Raw genomic sequence first — 21,966 nt, 5'->3', positions numbered from 1 at the left:
CAATCTCTCGTATCCGTTGTCAATAGTTTCTTTCTTGAATTGACAGGATAAGGGAGAAGCCGCCCTGCCGGGCGGCTTCCAGATGATAGATAAGTGCTCCTAAGGGGTAATCTCTGCGTTGTATTTCTCGAGCAAACCATCCTCGATCTCATTAAGCGGCTTAGCTTTGGACAATGCCAGCTCCTTGCGGGCGGTATCATACAGGACATGGCCGGATAGACCCTCTGTTTTCTGGCGCTCCAGCACGCGAATAACCGCATAGCCTTCCGGAACCTTTATGGGTCCGGTTGATTCGCCGGTCTGCAGCCTGCTGGCTTCCTCCATCATTTCGGCATCATAGAACGGATCATCCGAATCGATAAGACCAAGGTCCCCGCCCGCATCCGATGTATTCGCATCCTTCGAATACTCCAGCGCGAGCTGTTCGAATGAATCGCCTGCCGTGAGCTTATCAAGCACATCGTCCGCTTCCTTCTCCGTATCCGTGACAATCCATTGTACATGAAGCCTTAGCCGATCCGCGAATTGCTCCGGATGAGCTGCTATGTAATTCTCGATCTCCACTTCGGACAGATTAACGGTTAGAATAGCAATCTTCTCGAGCAGAAGACGATACTTTACATCTTCCTCTACATCACTCTTCGTCATGCCGAGCTGATCTTTCATCACTTCATAAAAAACTTCTTCGCTATCATAGCCGTCCATCATAGAGGTAAGCTCCCGCTCCTCTTCTTCGGAGGACAAGCTTAGCTGCTGAGCCTCTGCTTCCAAATCAATGGCCTTGTGAACCATCATTGTCCGCAGCACATTATCGCCATACTGCCGCTTGAGCTGCTCAGCCAGATCCTCGGCCGTAATCGGGAACCCGCCTACCGTTGCTGCGATTCCATCGCTGTATGCGTGATCGGAATCGCTTGGCGTATCCCCGGCTTGCGCCTTTGTCTCCGAATCGGGATCATGCTTGTCGGGATCGTCCGAGAACGGAGACAACTTCACAATAACCGCCACGCTTAGTACAATCATACAGATCGCTTGAAGAACAACAACTGCTTTTAATACCCCGTATTTCTTCATTTCCCCGATGCCCCCGGCATTATTGCACCAGATTCGGCTTCGCCTGGTCTATCAGCTCTTGCAGCTGTTCCCCGTCAAACGTGTAAGCCTCATTGCAATAATGGCAGACTACTTCTGCCTTGCCGTCTTCCTCAATGATCTGCTCCAGCTCCGATACCCCGAGACTGATGAGCGTCTGCTCTACACGATCCCGCGAGCATTTACACTGGAACTTCAGCTCCAGCGAATCGTGAATATGCAGATCATCGCCTACAAGGAGCCGCAGGATACCTTCCGGCGTTTCGCCTTGCTCCATCAGCTTCGTCACATGCGGAATGGAACCGATAGCCTGTTCAAGACGGGTAATTTCTTCGTCGGTAAGACCGGGCAAAAGCTGCAAAATAAAGCCCCCGGCATGAGTGACTCTTCCATCAGGCTCAACAAGTACGCCAAGTCCAACCGCGGAAGGCGTCTGTTCGGATACGGCAAAATAATAAGTGAAATCCTCGCCCAGCTCGCCCGATATAATCGGTACGCTGCCGAGATAAGGATCCTTCAGGCCCAGATCCTTGATAATGTGGAGATAACCGTTCCGGCCAACCCCGCCGGCAACGTCAATCTTCCCGTGCTCGTTGCTTGGCAGAAGAACATCCGGATTATCGACATACCCGCGCACCTCGCCATGCGCATTCGCGTCAACGACGATTTGGCCGATTGGACCGTCGCCTTTTACTTTTACCGTTAGCTGCTCCTCGCCCTTCAGCATTGCTCCCATGATTGCTGCGGCCGTTGCCGTGCGCCCGAAGGCGGCTGTTGCGGTCGGCAATGTCTGATGGCGCCATTGCAACTCGTTTACAAGCTGTGTTGTGCAAGCTGCAAAAACGCGAATTTTACCTCCCCACGCCGTACCCCGGACAAGTACGTCTGGTAACTGCTCCATGTTTATCCCTCCTGATTCCGTTCGTAAATAATGCGCAATCCCTCCAACGTCAGAAGTGGATCAACTTCTTCTATCGTTTCCGATTCCGTGCTAATTAACTCTGCCAGCCCACCCGTCGCTACAACGCGTGGGCTTACCTGAAACTCTTTTCTAATCCGGTTCACGATACCGTCAACTTGTCCGGCGTAACCGTAGATGATACCGGCTTGCATGGACGTGACGGGATTGCGGCCGATGACACTCTTCGGCTTGACTAGTTCAATACGCGGCAGCTTTGCCGCACGCTGGTACAAGGCTTCCGTGGAAATGCCGATGCCGGGCACAATCGCTCCGCCCAGGTAGCTTCCCGAAGCATCGATATAGTCAAACGTTGTGGCCGTGCCGAAATCGACAACGATAAGCGGCGAGCCGTATTTCACGATACCCGCAACGGAGTTCACGATCCGGTCGGCTCCGACCTCGCGCGGATTCTCATAGCGGATATTAAGCCCTGTTTTAATGCCGGGACCAACGACAAGCGGCGTCTTGCGCAAATATTTCATGCACAGCTGTTCGAGGGCACGCATGAGCGGCGGAACAACCGAAGAAATAATAACGCCTTCGATCTGCTCCATCCGGATTCCCGCATAGTGGAACAGATTATGAATGTTCATGCCGTATTCATCGACGGTCGCCGAACGGTTCGTGCTGAGCCGCCAGTGATGCAGCAAATCCTTGCCCTTATAGACGCCCAGAACGATGTTTGTGTTGCCCACATCGATTACTAAAATCACGCCCGCGCGCCTCCTTTTTTCTCATTCAAATCCAGACTGATATCAAGGGCATTAAACGAATAGGTCAAGCCGCCGACGGAAATGACATCCACGCCGCAGGCTGCAATAGCGCGAACCGTATCCAAACGCACGTTGCCCGATGCTTCTACTATAACATGAGGCGAGCGCGACTTAATGAGGCTTACCGCTTCCGTCATCAAGGTCGATGCCATATTGTCGAGCATAATGATATCCGCGCCGCTTGCCAGAGCTTCTTCTACCTGCCCGAGAGACTCCGCCTCTACCTCGATCTTCATTGTATGTGGAATTGCCGCACGGGATGCTTCAACGGCCTGGCGGATTCCGCCTGCACCCTTGATATGATTATCTTTGATCATTACGGCGTCGTATAAACCAAAACGGTGATTTGCCCCTCCGCCAACACGGACCGCATACTTCTCCAGCATCCGGTGGCCTGGCGTTGTTTTGCGCGTATCCACCAGACGGACAGGCAAGCCTTCCAGCGCCGCTACAAAAGCATTCGTCTTTGTTGCGATGCCGGACAGGCGCTGCATCAGGTTAAGCGCCAGACGCTCGCCCGTAAGCAGACTATGGGTACTGCCTTCTACGGTTGCGATGACCGTACCCTTCTCTACATGTTCGCCGTCTTGTACTTTTGCTTCGAACTGAAGCTCCGGATCCACAATTTCGAAGACAATCTGCGCAACCGGAAGACCGGCAATAATCCCGCTCTCCTTCACATGGATCACCGCTGTAGAATGCGAGCCCATCGGAATCGTTGTTGCCGTCGTAATATCGCCGCTTCCGATATCTTCAGCCAGCCAACTGCGAATTTGCTCGCGCAGGGCATGGTTATATGTGCCAAATGTTGTATCAAACATGAATAATTCGCTCCTCTGTCGTTCCTTGCAGCCGGTGCATAACGGTATGCTTGCGCCATACCTCGTCATTCTTCTCCGGGAAGTCTTCCCGGAAATGGCCGCCTCGGCTTTCTTCCCTCTGAAGCGCGGATTCCGTAGTCAGAATCGCGCAGGTCAGCAGGTTTGCGAACTCGTATTCCTCGCGTTTGGCCAGAACCGATTGGAAGAACGGCAACTGCCGCTTCAATTCATCAAGCCCTCTCTCAAGCCCAAGCGCGTCACGGCGAAGCCCCGCATACCGCACCATCACCTTCTGCAGCTTCAGCCTTTTCTCGACTACAGCCTGCATAGGCGCACTGGTGCGTAATTTATCCTTCTCAATAACAGGCTTCGTCTCCAGGTCCGACAGCTTCATAATGCTGTCTACAATCCTTTTGCCAAATACAATCGCTTCGGACAATGAATTGCTCGCAAGTCGGTTTGCGCCGTGAACGCCAGTAGATGATACTTCTCCGCAAGCAAACAGTCTTCTTATATTGGTTTCCCCGAACAGATCGGTTTTGACTCCGCCCATCATATAATGGGCAGCCGGCGCGACCGGAATCCAGTCGGTTGTCAGATCCAGCCCGTACTGCAGACAGAACTCGTAAATCGTAGGGAAACGATGCTTCACCATTTCGGGCGACTCATGCGTGATATCCAGATAAACGAAGGTCGACTTCGTCTCTTCCATTTCGCTAACAATAGCACGCGCCACAACATCGCGCGGCGCCAGCTCCAGCTGATGATGGTAACGATCCATAAACCGCTCGCCCCGAATATTGCGCAGATAAGCGCCTTCTCCGCGAACGGCCTCCGAGATCAAGAAACGCGGGGCGCCGGGATAACATAGCGAAGTCGGATGGAATTGCACAAACTCCATGTCCTGAATAAGCGCGCCTGCCCGGTAAGCCATTGCAATACCGTCTCCGGTTGCTACATCCGGGTTTGTTGTATAACGGTATAATTGTCCCGTCCCTCCGGAACACAGAATCGTCGCTTTTCCTCGAACGTATAAACGGTGTCCGTCAGGCTTCTGCACGATCGCTCCGCAGCATTCGCCGTCCTGCGTAACAAGATCGATCACAAAATGATCGTCCCATACATCTATGCCCGGGTCGGCTGTCGCCTTCTCCGAGAGAGCACGCACGATTTCATAACCCGTCGCATCGCCATTGGCATGAAGAATACGGCGCTGGCTATGCGCGCCTTCCTTGGTCAGCGCAAATTCACCGTTCTCCAGGTCGAACTGGGTCCCCATGCTGATCAGATTGTTAACCCCTTCCGGTCCTTCATGAACCAGAACGTTAACGGCATCCTCGGAGCAGAGGCCAGCCCCTGCAATAAGCGTATCTTCACGGTGGTAAGCAGGAGAATCGTCATCCGAGATTACGGCTGCGATACCGCCCTGCGCGTAACGCGTATTGCTGTCGAGCAGTGATTTTTTCGTAATCATTAAGACAGACTGATTATTCTCGCTTGCCCGAAGTGCGGTAAAAAGACCGGCGATGCCGGCCCCAATCACAATAACGTCCTTCTCTATTACCGGCAAGTCCTCGAGCGACAGATCAACAAGGTATCTTGGTATCATCATCTTCGTAATGCGCCTCCAAGCATAGGAGTAGCGCATGCTCCTCCTATTTAACGAGTAACATGCGCTCCAGGGACTTACGGGCTTCGTCCGCAACATGATCAGGAACGTAAATTTGAGGCTGCATGGTTTCCAGGCACTTCACCAGCTTCTTCAAGTTGTTCACTTTCATATTCGGGCAAACCAAATATTTGGATGCAAAATGGAATGTCTTGTTCGGGCTGTCCAGACGCAGCTGGTAGCCGGTACCGTCTTCCGTACCGACGATAAACTCCTGACAATCCGACTCCTTGCAATATTTAATAATGGCTGTTGTACTGCCTACGAAATCGCCCAGCTCTACAACTTCAGGACGGCATTCCGGATGCACGACAAATTGAGCGTTCGGATATTTCGCCTTCATCTCCTCAACGTCTTTCACGGTCAGCATATCATGGGTGTTGCAGTAGCCTTCCCAGATAATCATTTTCTTGTCGGTGTTCTGCTGCACGTAATGGCCAAGGTTTTTGTCCGGTACCCAGATCACTTCATCGCCTTCAACCGAGTTCACCACTTTAACGGCGTTGGCCGAGGTACAGCAAATATCCGTCTCCGCCTTGATCTCTGCAGAAGAGTTAATATACGTAACGACGGTCGCGTTCGGATGCTGTGCCTTCAGCTTGCGCAAGCCGTCCACGTTAACCATGTCGGCCATCGGGCAGCCGGCACGTTCGTCGGGAATAATGACGGTCTTGTTGGGAGCAAGGATTTTCGCGCTCTCTCCCATAAAATGAACGCCGCAAAAAACAATAACGTCCGCGTCGGTTTGCGCAGCCTTTTGCGCAAGCAGGAACGAATCCCCGCGGAAATCGGCCACCTCTTGAATTTCGTCTCGTTGATAATAATGGGCAAGAATGATGGCATTACGTTCCTTCTTCAATTGCATGAGCCTTTCACGCAGTTCACGATTCTGTTCCGCCTTGCGTTCCAGCGCCAGTGCTTCCACAGTTGATCCTCTCCTCTTATGAGGGATGGGCGATGAGTCCCATTCCGAATATGGCTACCCAGACTTTGTGAATTGATGCACAAACTATTTCAAAGTCAATGGCCTATTTATGATTCTTTTGTTAAGGTTTAATTTACTCCAGGTGCAGGATGCTGTCAATGTATTTAGACAATAAAAAACCTCTTCTCCGCAGCAAATTTTGCATGAAGTGGAGAAGAGGGCATAAACAACTGCTGCAAAGGGATCCCGGCTACCTTTTCGCCGGATCATACGGCTCGCCAAGCGCGCCTGGCGCCGCCGAGCGTCCCACTGCGCCTGCAAGCACAATTAGCGTTAGCAGGTACGGCAGCATATAGAAAAATTCATTCGGAATATGATGCGACCATTCGAACAGCTGCGCCCAGTTCCGAAGCGCTTGCGCCATCCCGAAGAAGATCGCCGCGCCGGCTACGCCAAGCGGATTCCATTTGCCGAAAATAACGGCAGCAATCGCAATAAAGCCTTGCCCGGAAATCGTATTGTGGGCAAAGTTGCTTGTTGTTGTCAGCGCAATCGTTGCACCGCCAAGTCCGGCCAAAGCACCGCTCAGCATAACGCCGATATAACGGTACTTCGTTACGCTGATGCCAACCGTATCAGCCGAGCTTGGATGCTCGCCCACTGCACGAAGGCGGAGACCAAAGGTTGTACGGTACAGAACGATATAGCTGAGAATAACAACCCCGATCACAATATAAGTGGTTGGGTAAGCGGTGAAGATACCTTTGCCGAGCAAAGGAATATCGGATAGTCCCGGAATAGCGACCGGATTAAATACATATTCCAGCGTTGGTGTTTGTCCGGAGCCTTCATACAAGCTCTTCGTCAGATAAATGGCAAGACCCGCTGCCAAAATATTAATAACGACGCCTACAATGGTCTGGTCGGCTTTAAACGTTATCGTGGCAACCGCATGCAGCAGAGATACCACAAGTCCAAGAACCAGACCGGCAAGTAGTCCAATCCATGGCGCGCCATGCTTCATTCCGCCCTGAATGGCTTGGTCGGCAAATACGGCAGCCCCAAAAGCGCCTGCAATCATTAGTCCCTCAAGACCGATGTTCACGACACCGGATCGCTCCGAGAACACGCCGCCAAGTCCGGTGAAAATCAAAGCGGTTGAGAAGACAAGCGTAATACTAATTAATTGTCCGATTGTATCTAGTGCGTTCACAGGGCACTGCCTCCTTCCGACTTGCCTTTATTCGAACGGCGAGCCATAAACGGCTTCAGGAAGAACTTCACAAGACCATGCGAAGCGACAAAGAAGATGATGGATCCGATAACGATCCGTACAATCTCCGGCGGCACATTCGCTCCGAAGCTCATGCCCGCCGAGCCGTAGCTCAATCCGCCAAACAGCACAGCGCCAAGGAATACACCGATTGGCGTATTGCCGCCAAGAAGAGCAACCGCGATACCGTCAAAGCCATAACCCCATGATGCGGCCATGACCGTCTGATAGCCAAATACGCCAAGAATCTCGAATACGCCGCCAAGTCCGGCGAACACACCGCTAATAAACATCGACGTAATGATCGTACGGTTAACGTTCATCCCCGCATACAGAGCGGCATTCGGATTAAGTCCAACCGCGCGGAGCTCGTAGCCTTTTTTCGTGCGCCACAAGATAACATAAAAAACAATCAAGCCGATGATCGCAAACAGCGTCCCCCAATGCATACGGGCATTCCCCATGCTTTCGGATAGCCATTTGATTGATACAAGCGCCGACTCATGAATCGGCTTGGATTTCTGCTGGCCTTCCATTACGAGATAAGTACCTACGATGTAGTTGGACAGGAATAGGGCTATCCAGTTTAGCATAATGGAGGAGATAACCTCATTAACGCCTCGCGCTGCCTTCAGGTAACCGGCGAGCGCCGCCCACAGGCCGCCAAACAGTCCGCCTACGATAATGGCAAGCGGTGCATGGATGTACCATGGCAGATCCATCGTTACACCGATAATCGTTGCGCCAGTCATCCCCATCAAAAACTGACCGTCAGCACCGATATTGAAAAGGCCCGTACGGAAAGCAAAGGCTACCGAAATACCTGTGAAGATAAGCGGCGTAATCGCACGGATCGCTTCACCGATATCGTAAGGACTGCCGAACAGCTTCTTCACCAAAGCGGTATAAGCCATCCAAGGATCGTATCCGCCAGCAAGCATCGCAAGCGCGCCGCAGATGAGACCTAGAATGATCGCCACCAACGGCACAAGGAAGGAAGACTTGTCGAATATTTTTCTCATCGTGTTCATTTCGTTCTACTTCCCCCCTTCTGCTGTAGCGGCAGCGGATGCATCGCCTGCCATCATCAAACCAAGCTGTTGATCATCGCGATGATCGGCATCCACTTCACCCATCAAACGTCCTTCGTACATAACCGTGATCCGGTCGGACAAGGAATACAGCTCATCCAGCTCAAAGGAAACGAGCAGAATCGCTTTGCCTTCATTGCGTGCTTCAACAAGCCGCTTATGTACGTATTCTATCGCGCCGATATCGAGACCACGCGTTGGCTGAACAGCAATAAGCAAATCCGGGTTCTTCCACAGCTCACGGGCGATAATCGCCTTTTGCTGGTTACCGCCGGAGAGCGAGCGGGCTTTCGCATGAATACCGGAGCCGCGTACATCAAACTCGTTAACCAGCTTATCGGCCAGCGTGTCCATTGCCTTAAAGTCGATAAAGCCGTTCTTGCCGAACTGCGGGTCGAAATAACTGCCGAGAATCATGTTCTCGCTCAGCGTAAAATCAAGGACAAGACCATGCTTGTGCCGGTCCTCCGGAATATGGCTTACACCGGCTAGCGAGACTTCGCGCGGCGTTCGGTTCGTAATATCCTTGCCGTTTAAGTTAACGCTTCCGCCGTTTACGCCTCTCATACCCGTAATCGCGTAGATAAGCTCGCTTTGGCCATTGCCGTCAACCCCTGCGATACCAAGAATCTCACCGGCGCGAACGTCAAAACTGATACCATCGAGAACCTGCTTGCCTTGATCGCCTTTCATACGCAGCGAATCAACGGACAGCACAACATCACCCGGTTCCTTTTTCGATTTCTCGACCTCGAATGTGACGTCTCTGCCGACCATCAGCTCAGCCAAATGCCGTTCGTTTGTTTCCGACGTTGGAAGAGTGCGGATAACCTTACCCCTGCGGATAACCGTTACCGAATCTGCCAGCGCCATAACTTCCTTCAGCTTATGGGTAATCAGAATAATCGACTTGCCCTCCGCCGAGAGGTTGCGCAAAATTTCAATCAGCTCTTCAATTTCCTGAACCGTCAATACCGCTGTCGGCTCATCGAAGATCAGAATATCGGCGCCGCGATATAGGGTTTTTAGAATCTCAACCCGTTGCTGCATGCCGACTGTAATATCTTGAATCCGCATCTGCGGATCTACTTTCAATCCGTAACGTTCGGAGAGCTCCCGAACTCTCTGATTTGCTTGTCTATATTTCAGAAAACCAAATTTCGACGGCTCGTTGCCGAGCACGATATTCTCTGCAACCGTAAATGGCTGCACAAGCTTGAAATGCTGATGGACCATGCCGATCCCAAGTTCAATCGCTTTGCCTGCACCGTCAATGACGGTCTTGTTGCCGTTAACCCAAATCTCGCCTTCTTCAGGCTGATACAAGCCGAACAGAATGTTCATCAGCGTTGATTTGCCCGCCCCGTTTTCTCCGAGCAGTGCGTGAATCTCGCCTTTTTTCAGTTCAAAATTGATGTTGTCATTGGCCACTAACCCTGGAAAACGTTTCGTTATTCCTTTTAGTTCAACAGCCGTTGTGCTCCGGTCCATTCTTTCATCATCCCCCCGGGGTTTCTACCTGTATGGCAAAAAAGGACAAGACCGGCTTACTGCCGGCCTTGCCTTGACACAGCGACACCAAATCATTTTCGCAAGGAAAATTATTTGACTGGTACTGTAATCTCGCCGCTGATGATTTTTTGTTTGTACTCTTCGACTTTCGCAAGAACATCAGCTGGAACGTTCTTCGTCGAAGTCTCAGGCAAACCTACACCATTGTCTTTCAGACCAAGCGTAACAACTTGGCCGCCTTGCCATGTACCGTTGATCAGATCCGTCGAAACTTTATAAACAGCCGCTTCTACACCCTTCATCATCGAAGTCAGTGTAATTGCGTCGCCGAATTCAAGCGATTGGTCTTTGTCTACGCCGATTACCCAAACGTCTTTACCAGCGTCTTTACGGGATTTAGCTTCGTTGAATACGCCGTTACCGGATGCGCCGGAAGCGTGGAAAATGATGTCGACGCCAGCGTCATACATCGTCGCAGCCGCTTGTTTACCAAGGTCAGGCTTGGAGAAGTCGCCTACATAGTTAATTTTCATGCTTTTTGCAGCTTCAGGGTTAACCGCTTCTACACCAGCTTTAAAGCCAGCTTCGAACTTTTTGATAACCGGAATTTCCATGCCGCCTACGAAACCGATTTTGTTTGTTTTCGTCATCAGGCCAGCAACAACGCCAACGAGGAAGGAGCCTTCATTCTCCGCAAAAGATACGGATTCAACGTTAGGCAGATCAACTTCAGCATCGATAAGCGCGAATTTGGAGTTTGGATTCTCTGTTGCGACTTTAGTCATCGCATCCGTAAACAGGAAGCCGATGCCCCAAGTCAGATCATATTTCTCCGATACGAAAGCCTTCAGGTTCGGCTCCATGTCGGCATCGCCTTTGGATTCAAGGTATTTCGTTTCTGCGCCGGTATCAGCCGTTACTTTCTTCAGTGCTTCCCATGCGCTTTGGTTAAAGGATTTGTCGTTAACGCCACCAACGTCTGTTGCCATACCAATCTTAAGTTTGGAGGCTGCTCCAGAAGTTCCCGGGGATGCAGCACCCTCGTTGCTGCCTTTGTTAGAGTTATTGGAGTTGTCATGGCTCTTGCTGCCGCATGCGGACAAGACAAATGTCAACGCCAGGATGATCATAAGCATTAAACCAACTTGTTTCTTCATACCTGTTCTCTCCCCTGCTTTATATTTTTGTTTAGGGCAATTGCACTATCTTTATTATTCTTGATGTCCAGCGCCACTATTCTCCTTAATTATAATTACAATCTAACAGCCGTCAATCACATTATGTCAACTAATTTGACACAGAAATTTTGTTCACCATCTACTGTTCCATTTATGTAACATTTGTGCGGTTAATGTTCGGAATTTTCGAACAAATAGCTTACATACTCCGGATAAGCCTCTTAGTTAATACCCTCAAAACCCGAACGGCAAACAAAAAACAGCTGTCCGATGTTTGCTATCAGGCAAACATCGGACAGCTGCTTTCTAATTAAGATCCTTTGTTTGGATCTTCGTCATCTGGTTTTTGTTCATCCAGTTCAGGAGGCGTAATCTCACCCGCGTCGCGAGTTTGAATGCGGACCTTCACGCCGCCGATCGTATCCACGATTGGCTCGGAAGAGGATTCCGCTGCTCCGCTGCCTTCTCCTGCAGGCTCATCTCCGCCTTCAAGAGCGCCGGATTCAATCAATTTCTTGATTTGCTCAAGCTCGAGCGTTTCTTCTTTAAGAAGCGTTTGAGCGATCAGATGCACTTCTCTGCTCTTCTCTGTAAGCAACTGCTTCGCACGAGTATAGCAATCATTGATAAAGTTTTGCATCTCTTGGTCAATCTCATAAGCAATCTTATCCGAGTAGTTCTGCTCGTGACCAAGATCTCTGCCGAGGAATACTTGGCCTTGCGATTGGCCGAACTGCATCGGGCCAAGCTTATCGCTCATACCGTATTCCATGATCATGCTGCGGACGATACCTGTCGCTTGCTTGAAGTCGCTGTATGCGCCAGTACCAATCTCGCCGATAAACAATTCTTCTGCAACGCGTCCGCCAAGCAGACCCGTTACTTTATCAAGCAGCTCTTGCTTCGTTACGAGCATACGGTCTTCCTTCGGAAGCATAATGACGTAACCGCCGGCACGGCCGCGCGGAATAATCGTTACCTTGTGTACCATGTCCGCATGCTCCAAGAAGTAGCCGACAATGGTATGGCCAGCTTCGTGGTAAGCGACAATACGTTTCTCGCGGTCGCTGATGACACGGCTCTTCTTCTCCGTACCAACGATTACGCGGTCAATCGCCTCGTCAACCTCTTGCATGGCAATGTCTTTCTTGTTGCGGCGGGCTGCTAGGAGCGCTGCTTCGTTCAGCAGGTTCTCGAGATCCGCGCCTGTAAAGCCTGTCGTACGTTTTGCAATCACATCAAGCTTCACATCTTTGTTAAGCGGCTTGTTGCGCGCATGGACTTTCAGTACCGCTTCGCGGCCTTTCACGTCTGGACGGTCAACCGTGATTTGACGGTCAAAGCGTCCCGGACGAAGAAGCGCCGGGTCAAGAATATCCGGACGGTTCGTCGCAGCGACGATAATAATGCCTTCGTTGGCACCAAAGCCGTCCATCTCAACGAGCAATTGGTTGAGCGTTTGCTCGCGTTCGTCGTGTCCGCCGCCAAGTCCGGCGCCGCGCTGACGACCAACCGCATCGATCTCGTCGATAAAGATGATACATGGAGCGTTTTTCTTCGCATTCTCGAACAAGTCGCGGACACGGGATGCGCCGACACCGACGAACATTTCCACGAAGTCCGAACCGGAGATGCTGAAGAATGGCACGCCTGCCTCGCCGGCTACCGCACGGGCAAGGAGCGTTTTACCTGTACCCGGAGGACCCACAAGCAATACGCCCTTCGGAATACGCGCGCCTACCAAGTTGAATTTGCGCGGATCCTTCAGGAAGTCAACGACTTCGACAAGCTCTTGCTTCTCTTCGTCGGCACCTGCCACGTCCTCAAAGGTAATGCGCTTCTTCTCTTCGTTGTACAGCCTTGCGCGGCTTTTGCCAAAGTTCATTACTTTGCCGCCGCCGCCCTGAGCTTGATTCATCAGGAAGAAGAACAAAATAAATATGATCACAAACGGAATTATGGAAGTAAGGAACGTAAGCCAGATGCTGGGTGTATCCATTGGCTTGTAGTTCAGCTTAAATCCGTATTGCTTCTCTGCATCAAGAATATCCTGCCCCGCTTCAAGACCTATACGCGAGGAGAAGTTCTTTTCTCCGTTTTTGGAGTCCGCAGGCGGTTCTTTATATTTACCTGAAACCAAATAAGTATAACCATCGTACTTCACGCTCAGCTCTTCCACGTTATTGGAACTGATCGCTTGGCGAAGCTGATCGTAACGAATTCCGACGGTAGTATTATTTTGGCTGCTGATAAACTGAATAATCCCAACCGTTACTAAAAAGATGATCAAATAAAATCCAGTATTACGGATGATCCGATTCATCCCCTACCTCCTCTCAAGACGCTTTTAATATTTTAACATAGCATGACTTTCCATCTCAATAGAACCAAAAGTGAGGGAAGACATGCCGGTTTAACCGCAAATTCTATTTCTCGTAAACTTCCGGCTTCAGAATGCCGATGAACGGAAGGTTGCGGTATTTCTCTGCGTAATCGAGGCCGTAGCCGACAACAAACTCATCCGGCAGCGAGAACCCGGTGTAGTCTGCCTCGAGATCAACCGAACGGCGTGCAGGCTTATCGAACAGCGTGGCAACCGTTACCGACTTGGCATTGCGGCGCTCCAGCACATCGATCAAATAGCTCAGAGTCAGACCGCTGTCAATAATATCTTCGACGATCAGGACGTCACGCCCTTCTACGGAAGCATCAAGATCTTTAATAATCTTTACGACACCCGACGATTTGGTCGAAGCCCCGTAGCTCGATACCGCCATAAAATCGATCTCAAGTTTAATCGGCATCTCTTTGACCAGGTCGGACATGAAAATAAACGCACCTTTGAGGACGCAAATAACGAGCGGATTACGCCCGTCGAAGTCGCGGCTTAAAGTTTCCCCAAGCTCCTTCACCTTCGCCTTGATTTGCCCTTCGTCGTAGAGTACCTCTTTAATATCGTTCAACAAAATGTAAATCCTCCTATATCTTTCACTTTATAATTATGAATACAGCAGTGCTTCTTATTCGTTCTCCATTCGAATGAACAGGAAGTCCGTTGTCTCATGACCGGTTTGCGCATGGCTTGAACGTCGTATCCCCGGAATCCAGAGCAGGCGGTTATTCGCATCCACCAGCAGCGGATATCGCTCTCGCTCGGATGGCGCGATCTTTTCGTCAACGAACATATCTTGCACTTTTTTGGACCCATTTAATCCTAAAACCTGAATTCGGTCGCCAGGCTGCCGATTACGCACCATAAGCGGAAAAACAAGCCGGTCTGCATCAAAGCATACCTCGCTCCGTCCCGCAGGTTTTACCGCTTCACCCCGCTTTAGCCGCTCAATATGCAGCGCTCTTCCGCCGGCTGTGATAAACGCCGACTTCGAATCCCCGGAAATGGAAAAGGCATAGCTATCTTCGGACGTTCCCGATGCATTCAGCACTCGCACCCATCGGATGCTGCTATACTCGCGGATGCACCGAACACCCGAGCCGGCATCGTATCGCCAGGTACTCGGGGCTGCAGGGGCTGCCGCAAGCCGCATCGTCTCAATCGCGTCAAAGGAGGCAATTTCTGCATCCTTCGAAAGATAATTTAATATTAGTTTAATCAATCTTCTTTGTAAAGCGACATGAAGACCGATCAGTTCACCGGCATTAAGCTTGCATTCATCCGGCGACAACGTTACAAGCGATGTAAAGAGCCGCTGTCCTTCCAGCTCCATCCAGTCATCCTCCGCCCCCGCTACATCGGCGATCCGCCTTAGCGAGTGATTAAGCTGAGGATTAAATTGTGAAAGATAAGGGATAACATCCAGCCGAACGACATTCCTGAAATAATATCGCTCATTGTTGCTGCTGTCGAGGCAATAAGGAACATCCCTCTCGGAGCAGTAGCGCACAATGTCTGACTTGTTCATACGAAGTAATGGTCGAATAAGTTCCACGTTTTTTTCTTTCCGTTTGGGAGCCATTCCCGCAAGGCCTGTCAGGCCCGCTCCGCGAATGACTCGCATCAGCACCGTCTCCGCCTGGTCATCGGCATGATGGGCAAGCGCGATGGCAGATGCGCCATATTTTACAGCGGTCTCATGTAAAAAAGCGTAACGCTTCTCCCGCGCAGCGGATTGCGCGTTTATTCCTGTTTCTTCTATGTATGCGGGCATATCGAGCTCAATCATCTCGAATGGTACGCCCAGCTTCTCCGCATATTGGCGGACAACCTCCGCCTCCTGCCGGGAAGCATCCTTGCGGAAGCCATGATTAACATGTGCCGCAATAACTGTAAGCTGCTCCTGCCGGGCTGCCTGCCAGAGCAGATGCAGCAGAGCCATTGAATCGGGACCGCCGGATACGGCGGCCACGATCCGGTCGCCCTTTGACCATAGCTGTTCGGTTGCTCTGTATTTCATCATGTCGGTCAGCAGCTTATGGTCTCCCGTTTCCATATGCGTATGTATCTCCTCATTCCCCTTAGTATTATGTTTCTTCTATATATCAGCTATATACCACTACGAAGCAGCCAGTAAACCGAAATACCAAGCACAACAGCCGAAACGGCGGCAAGACCTTTCAGCCATCCGGGCGTCTTCGCGCTTTTTACCCGCGTATCCCTGCGGTGCAGCAGTCTCCGCCAGGCCTCTGCGCCTTCAGAAGCGTCAAAGAATTGCCCGCCGAGCGCTTGCTTCAGCCATCCCGCTACAGGAGCAAGTCCCTTGCACTCGCTAATTAAACGTTCCAGTTCTTCAGTTGAACGGATTTGCGGCAACCCTCCCGTCAGCGCGTGAAGCTTCTTCGGTTCATGGAGCATGATGCATAGCACGGCGAAGGAGAATAGATCGTATCTGGCATCCGCCGAGCGCGATCCTGCATTCCAGAAGCCGCGGTCATAGATTTCGGTGAACTGGCGGATCCCTTTGCCCATCGCCGTAACGCCGCCGTAATCGACAAGCTCCACATACCCGTAATCGGCAACCAGCACGTTATCGATCTTCAGATCGCCAAATACCCAGCCCCTACGGTGAAGCTCGGCCAGCTTGCCAAGCAGGTTAAGACCAATAAGCGGGAACCACTCGGGCCCGTTTTTCTCCAGGAATTCGGAAATCGTTACGCCACGCACGTATCTCATAATATAGAAAGGATACTCTTTGCCACCCTCTCCAAGCAGGTCATCCACTTCATAGAGGTAGGTCTGCTTCCGGTCTTGCTTCTCGAGAGTCTGCAGAACATTGATCTCCGACTGCAGATCAATGGCGTCCATCCCTACCTTTAATGCGCACCAGCCGCGGTCAGCATGAACGAGATAAACCTTGCCGTTCGCTCCCTCTCCAAGCAACCGCTCGACTCGATAACGGGATTGCTTCCATTTCCCCGTTACAACGGCACCGCGGCGGAGATTTAACTTAAACGACGTAGTCACTCATCATCCCATCCGTTTCATCGTTTCTGCTCTTCTTACCATAATCCCCCTGCCGGTAAAAATCAATGACTTGCATCATTGCCGGACCCGTTGGCGTTGTTCCGCTCATAGGGAATTTCGTAAATATAGAAGAAATGCCTTTCAGATTATCGGTCCAGTCCAGATCCAGCTTACAGTCCTCGCCGTGCTTGCTGCTTGGAAAATGGAACACGGCAATCTCGCTCTTCCCCTGGCGCGCCTGCAGGCTTAGCATAAGATCATGAATCGCTTCTTCCACCGCGCGAAGCTTCGGCTTCATGCTGGCGCTTGCGTCAATCAGCAGGGCAACCTGCAGCTTGGATGTCTCGCCAAGCTCATCAATAACACGGACGACCTCGCTCCGCTTCTCAGGCGGGAGCGCTTCGATCGAGCCGTTGCCAAGCACCTGCTTCAATTCCTTTTGGACTGCCAGCTGTATCGTTTGAACCGCGGTTTTTCTCGTCATCATTTGAACCGTCTGCGACAGCTGCCGCATATTCACAAGCCTGCTCAGGCCCCCCCCGGCACGAGCAATCTCTTCTATTTCGGATGCACCGAGCTCTCCTACATCGCCATAATCAAGAATACCTACCACGTTGACCGCAATACCCTCCGCCTTCGCATGCGCCGCAGCTACAACCGGACTCATTCCCACGTTGGAGCAGCCATCCGTCACCAGCAATATTTGTTTCATTATTCCTTGCCTCCTCTTCAAAACAAGCATAACCTCTCTATTAGTTTTGCCGTTTGAAGCGAGGGATAAACCGCTAGATTGCCCTATTTCCCGAGAAATTATGCAGCCTTTTCAAAGAAAAGTTTATATTCAGGCTTAAGTCATGCAAATAGGCTCTTGGGCCAAAGCGCAAACTGCCGCGCTTTAGCCTAAGAGCCTGCATCCGCCCATTTGTCATCTGCCTCCTTCAGCTAACCGTCCGCGGCCGCTCCAGCCGGTTAATTCCCGGCCATCGGAATGACGCCCATTCCGGCAAATGCTTATCGATCCTTGCGACAAGCACCGTCATATCGTCTTTAATATCGCCCTCATGATACCTCACCACGGTCTCCAGCAGGGCATCGGCCATTTCCTGCGGCTCATCGGTCTTCAGCTCCTGAATCATCCTCTTCATCCACATCTCCTTATTGACAGCATGGCCCGGCGCATCATAAATTCCGTCGCTCATCATAACGATCGTGTCGCCCGGCTGCAGCGGCATGGAGATCAGGTCAAATTCGATATCCTGCAAAATACCGACAGGCAAGTTATTTGCCGTTACCGGAATCACCTCGTTTCCTCGTTTAATAAAGCTTGGCGTCGAGCCAATCTTCATAAAGGTCGTCCTCGCCGTATATAAATCGATCATTGCCAGATCGATAGTCGCGAACACCTCATCCGGCGATCGCAAGAGAAGAATCGAATTAACCGATTTGATGGCAAGCTTCTCGTCCATCCCGGACTTCAAAAGCTGCTGCAAAATCGACAGGGCTGCGCTGCTCTCCTGGCGCGCGCGTTCTCCATTGCCCATGCCGTCACTAATGGCCACGGCGAATTTGCCATTGCCAAGCTCGAGCATACTGAAGCTGTCTCCCGACAGCAGGTCGCCTCCTTTGGCGGCACCGGCAATGCCTGTCTCTACCTCAAATTCCTTGGCCGAACCAAACACAACAAGGGTTGGTTCGCCATTCTTCTCAGCCGGTCTCTCCGTTTTGACGGCCACATGCTCGCCCAGTATATCCGATAAGAGCGGAGCGATAATTTTGCGGCATTCGTCGTAGCCTCTGGCAAAATGATGGTACAGCTCGATTTCCACATTCCCCTCTTCCAGATTAATAACCTCAATCTCCTGTATGGATAAGCCTAGTCCCTCCAATGCTTCACGAATCTGTTCCTCCTGCAAATGCAGGGTCTGCCCCTCCCTTTTAATCTCGTGCGCCAGGTCCTCCATCACCTGCGATACGCCCGATAATTGATCCGCCACAAGCTGACGGGAATCGAATATTTGTTTTTTCCAGTGCATATCATTCTTATAAAGCTCGTACTCCTGCTCGATAATGCCAAGCACCTGTGCCGGCTTCGCGCAATGGGACGCCCATGTACGCGGCATATTATGCGTTGGAATGCGGTCCTCGTCCACCGCCGAGATCATGTCCTTCATCATTTGATAGGTTTGAAAATACTTGCCCTCCCAGCAAGCCTTATTCCGGTGGCAGTCTGCACAGCTTCGCGCCGATACCGCCTGCATGAAATGATTAAGCTCCTCCTCCTGCTTCACGGCCCCTGCCGTGTTATTGAGCTGGCCAAAGCTCTTCGAGAGCTGGCGGAACACCTCCGAATATTGGGATACCCGCTCCGCTGTTACATCGCGTACACGCTTGGCATACTCATGCTGCGACTTGGCATGCTCGTTTGTACCCGGAACATAGCGGGCGATGGTTCGAATCATAATTTTGGGGGTAAGCATAAGCAGGACAGCTGCGGTGACCGACTCCCATGTCGAGGTCATCACATCCGATCCGCTTCCCACATAGATGGCTAGGATCGAGGTGCCGAGCAGCATGCCGAAGGCAACCGCGGCTTTACCGCCTTCACGCAGAAGGCCGGCCAATAGCCCCGCGAAAGCAAGCAAGCTCATTTGCACAACCGCATTAAAGTCGGCGAGACTAAGAATAAGTCCGGCAACTACGCCGACACAGGCGCCAAGCGGAGCTCCGCCTGCAAGGGCAAACAATAGCAACAGGAAGCGCGACATAATATGTTCGACGGACAGACCGTAAATTTGCCAGCCTACCGCTCCGGTCATAACGGAGGCAAGCAGAATCATTAGGCAGATGATCTCTTCATTCTTGAGAGAGGCGGTTTTCTTTGCCATGGTCAGAACCGGTATGGCCTGAATAAAGACAAGCGTAAGCACAAAGCTGAGCGCTGCCTCCACCACTACCATCATGAACCCATACCAGCTCATCGTATCTCCTATGAAGAGTCCAAATAGCTGCACAAGTAAGGTGGAGATAAAGACGAGTAAGGGAGCAGTCCCGAGCTCCGCCTTCTCGTAAGCCTCCAGGCCTTTAAATAATAAGAATAGAACGGCGAGCTCCATCCCGATCCATAAGGGTGCGGGCGTAACCGCGAACCAGCTCCCGGCCACAAGCGATACGGCTGTCCAGGCGAACGCGTCTTTTCGAAGAAAGTAGACGACCGCAAAGTAAGCCGCAGCAAAGGGCATCAGGGATTCCAGAATCACCGCCCTTCCAAGGAGAAAGCCAAGCCCCACGAGCATGATTGTCCATTTCTTTGCCAGCACCAGCTGGACCAGCCTTCTTGAAGATAACCACCCACGGCTCTTTTCCATCATGGAATGTCCCCATCCCATTTGTTGCTCACCTGCAGGAAACATAATGACATTTTCTTTTTTCATTACGAACACCACCCATTTCGTTTATTGTGTTTCCCATTATAGGAGCATGTCCGTATGAAGTTTGTCAGTTTACCGTGGGCGTACCAAAGTTTTTTCCGACAAAACCCAAATCCATTACCCACAAATTGTCAACGCTTTCAAATCCGCACTGTTACTGGATTTAAACCTGACACGTGACTATTGGCACTACTGCCGCTTCAACAAAAACCGTCGCGCCGCGCCGCGGGCTGTCCGCGAAATCTTTGTTTTCTGCTGTCGGGATTGCAGGGAGTATCGGGGAAACAAGCTAAAACTTTTTTTGAAATGAGGTATATTTTTAGAAAAAAGCGCATAGCGGGGGTTGAAAAACGATAATCAGGCCTCTTTTTCATGCGTTTGGGGCCAATAAAGGCGTAGGGAAACTCCATCAGCAGCTTCATGAAGGCTGTTGGAGTCTTCTTTTATGAGGAAGTTTGTCGCTCTGTACGGGATGATCTTTATTACCCTGCTTGAGATATTTATAAACATAAAGTTTGAGGGGGGCGTGCTGCGGTGAGAAAACCTGATCGATGCAATTCGAAGATGAGCGACCGCGTTTAGCGGTTGGTTTTATCGCCGAATGAATGCGGTGAGAAAACCCTGATCGATGCAATTCGAAGATGAGCGACCGCGTTTAGCGGTTGGTTTTATCGCCGAATGAATGCGGTGAGAAAACCTGATCGATGCAATTCGAGGAGGAGCGACCGCGTTTAGCGGTTGGTTTTATCGCCAAAAAGACCTTATGAATTCCGACTCCCGGAATTTATAAGGTCTTTTGTGGTAAAAAAGGCAGAACCGTTTAGGTTCTGCCCTCATATGATTGTATAAAATCCAGCTTAGACCCGTTTAGCACCGCGGCCGCCGCGTTTGCCTTCGGTATTTTTCTTCAGGGAGGAAATACGTTCTTCGCTATCTTTCAGGAAGCGAGACATTTTATCCTCGAATGACGGTTTGTTGTAAGACGGTCTGCCAGCCGACTGCTTGTTGAAAGGACGTCCACCGCGATCTTGACCGCCGCCTCCACGGTTAAAACCTCCGCCACCGCCTGCGCGTGGTTCACGTTGTGGTGCTGCTTGCTGGCCCTCAGGCCGGTCAACTGCCTGTTTAATGGAAAGTCCGATCTTACCGTCTTTATCAACGTTGATCACTTTGACTTTAACAACATCGTCAATTTTCAGGTGATCCTTCACGTCTTTGACGTAGTTATCGGCAATTTCCGAGATGTGAACGAGCCCTGTGACACCCCCGGACAAATCAACGAATGCTCCGAAATGCGTTATGCCTGTCACTTTGCCTTCTAACTTGGCTCCTACTTCAATTGCCATAAAATAAAATGTTCCTCCCTAAGCTAAATAGCGTTACTATCGTGATTATAACCGAATCGTCAAAGTAAGGTCAACAGACGTTCACCCGTTCTAGCGTCTATTTAATGACCTGAATCTGCTGTTCTCCAGGTGTTACCATTCCTTGTTCCTTCGTTGCAAGTTGTCTGATATATTCCGGATCGTTAAGCCGATCTATCTGTTGTTGAAGCTGCTTGGACTGCAGAGTGGAATCATCTACCTGCTTCTTGATCTCCGTCAATTGCGCTTGTGTGGCACGCGCATCCTTGATTTGACCTATAAAGGTATACGCCGCCCAGCACAAAAATAGAGTGATGCACATGGCCCATATGCGCAGACGGCGTTTGGATCCTGCGTTCCCTGTCGATGGATTGGCTGTGGCAGTCGTCATAAGGTAAACCTCCTAAAATGAATGATCACCCAGATGGCAATTTGCAAGCCATTGTGATGATTCATGCTG

At 51.0% G+C, this 21,966-nt stretch carries 19 protein-coding genes; all 19 read right to left on the bottom strand.

What is annotated here, in order from left to right:
- Positions 1–99: 99 nt before the first annotated feature.
- Positions 100–1,074 (bottom strand): peptidylprolyl isomerase, encoded by a 975-nt coding sequence (locus PJDR2_RS00380; protein ID WP_012772075.1) that lies wholly within the window; start codon positions 1,072–1,074, stop codon positions 100–102.
- A gap of 19 nt (positions 1,075–1,093) precedes the next feature.
- Positions 1,094–1,993 (bottom strand): Hsp33 family molecular chaperone HslO, encoded by a 900-nt coding sequence (gene hslO, locus PJDR2_RS00375; protein ID WP_012772074.1) that lies wholly within the window; start codon positions 1,991–1,993, stop codon positions 1,094–1,096.
- 2 nt (positions 1,994–1,995) lie between these two features.
- The gene (locus PJDR2_RS00370; RefSeq protein ID WP_012772073.1) at positions 1,996–2,766 is read right to left on the bottom strand and encodes a type III pantothenate kinase; all 771 of its coding nucleotides are present in this window, start codon (positions 2,764–2,766) and stop codon (positions 1,996–1,998) included.
- Positions 2,763–3,647 carry a carboxylating nicotinate-nucleotide diphosphorylase gene (nadC, locus tag PJDR2_RS00365; protein WP_012772072.1) on the bottom strand — a complete coding sequence of 295 codons (885 nt, stop codon included), beginning with the start codon at positions 3,645–3,647 and terminating at the stop codon, positions 2,763–2,765. The genes PJDR2_RS00370 and nadC overlap by 4 nt, the downstream gene beginning before the upstream one ends.
- Positions 3,640–5,256: an L-aspartate oxidase gene (gene nadB, locus PJDR2_RS00360; protein WP_041613742.1), complete on the bottom strand. Its 1,617-nt coding sequence runs from the start codon at positions 5,254–5,256 to the stop codon at positions 3,640–3,642. The genes nadC and nadB overlap by 8 nt, the downstream gene beginning before the upstream one ends.
- Positions 5,257–5,302: 46 nt before the next feature.
- Positions 5,303–6,241, bottom strand: coding sequence for a quinolinate synthase NadA (nadA, locus tag PJDR2_RS00355; RefSeq protein ID WP_012772070.1), 939 nt, complete (start codon positions 6,239–6,241; stop codon positions 5,303–5,305).
- 250 nt (positions 6,242–6,491) lie between these two features.
- The gene (locus PJDR2_RS00350; RefSeq protein WP_012772069.1) at positions 6,492–7,454 is read right to left on the bottom strand and encodes an ABC transporter permease; all 963 of its coding nucleotides are present in this window, start codon (positions 7,452–7,454) and stop codon (positions 6,492–6,494) included.
- Positions 7,451–8,545, bottom strand: coding sequence for an ABC transporter permease (locus PJDR2_RS00345; RefSeq protein ID WP_012772068.1), 1,095 nt, complete (start codon positions 8,543–8,545; stop codon positions 7,451–7,453). The genes PJDR2_RS00350 and PJDR2_RS00345 overlap by 4 nt, the downstream gene beginning before the upstream one ends.
- A gap of 6 nt (positions 8,546–8,551) precedes the next feature.
- The gene (locus PJDR2_RS00340; protein ID WP_012772067.1) at positions 8,552–10,096 is read right to left on the bottom strand and encodes an ABC transporter ATP-binding protein; all 1,545 of its coding nucleotides are present in this window, start codon (positions 10,094–10,096) and stop codon (positions 8,552–8,554) included.
- Positions 10,097–10,206: 110 nt separating this feature from the next.
- Positions 10,207–11,274 carry a BMP family lipoprotein gene (locus PJDR2_RS00335; RefSeq protein ID WP_012772066.1) on the bottom strand — a complete coding sequence of 356 codons (1,068 nt, stop codon included), beginning with the start codon at positions 11,272–11,274 and terminating at the stop codon, positions 10,207–10,209.
- Between the two features lie 331 nt (positions 11,275–11,605).
- On the bottom strand, positions 11,606–13,618 hold the full coding sequence (ftsH, locus tag PJDR2_RS00330) for an ATP-dependent zinc metalloprotease FtsH (protein WP_012772065.1): 2,013 nt from the start codon (positions 13,616–13,618) through the stop codon (positions 11,606–11,608).
- Positions 13,619–13,721: 103 nt separating this feature from the next.
- Entirely contained in the window at positions 13,722–14,261 is a 540-nt protein-coding gene (gene hpt / locus PJDR2_RS00325) for a hypoxanthine phosphoribosyltransferase (RefSeq protein ID WP_012772064.1), read from the bottom strand.
- 54 nt (positions 14,262–14,315) lie between these two features.
- Positions 14,316–15,743 (bottom strand): tRNA lysidine(34) synthetase TilS, encoded by a 1,428-nt coding sequence (gene tilS, locus PJDR2_RS00320; RefSeq protein WP_012772063.1) that lies wholly within the window; start codon positions 15,741–15,743, stop codon positions 14,316–14,318.
- Between the two features lie 53 nt (positions 15,744–15,796).
- Entirely contained in the window at positions 15,797–16,714 is a 918-nt protein-coding gene (locus PJDR2_RS00315) for a serine/threonine protein kinase (RefSeq protein ID WP_012772062.1), read from the bottom strand.
- Complete coding sequence (locus tag PJDR2_RS00310) at positions 16,698–17,426, bottom strand: vWA domain-containing protein (RefSeq protein WP_012772061.1); 729 nt, start codon at positions 17,424–17,426, stop codon at positions 16,698–16,700. The genes PJDR2_RS00315 and PJDR2_RS00310 overlap by 17 nt, the downstream gene beginning before the upstream one ends.
- A gap of 226 nt (positions 17,427–17,652) precedes the next feature.
- Entirely contained in the window at positions 17,653–20,145 is a 2,493-nt protein-coding gene (gene spoIIE, locus PJDR2_RS00305; protein WP_012772060.1) for a stage II sporulation protein E, read from the bottom strand.
- Between the two features lie 197 nt (positions 20,146–20,342).
- Entirely contained in the window at positions 20,343–20,564 is a 222-nt protein-coding gene (locus PJDR2_RS32795) for a hypothetical protein (protein ID WP_150106402.1), read from the bottom strand.
- Between the two features lie 435 nt (positions 20,565–20,999).
- Positions 21,000–21,488: a S1 domain-containing RNA-binding protein gene (locus tag PJDR2_RS00300; protein ID WP_012772058.1), complete on the bottom strand. Its 489-nt coding sequence runs from the start codon at positions 21,486–21,488 to the stop codon at positions 21,000–21,002.
- Positions 21,489–21,585: 97 nt separating this feature from the next.
- On the bottom strand, positions 21,586–21,897 hold the full coding sequence (locus PJDR2_RS00295) for an FtsB family cell division protein (protein ID WP_012772057.1): 312 nt from the start codon (positions 21,895–21,897) through the stop codon (positions 21,586–21,588).
- Positions 21,898–21,966: the final 69 nt, after the last annotated feature.

The organism is Paenibacillus sp. JDR-2 (assembly GCF_000023585.1).
In the GTDB taxonomy this organism is placed as follows: Bacteria; Bacillota; Bacilli; order Paenibacillales; family Paenibacillaceae; genus Pristimantibacillus.
This window is presented reverse-complemented; position numbering and strand designations above follow the sequence as displayed.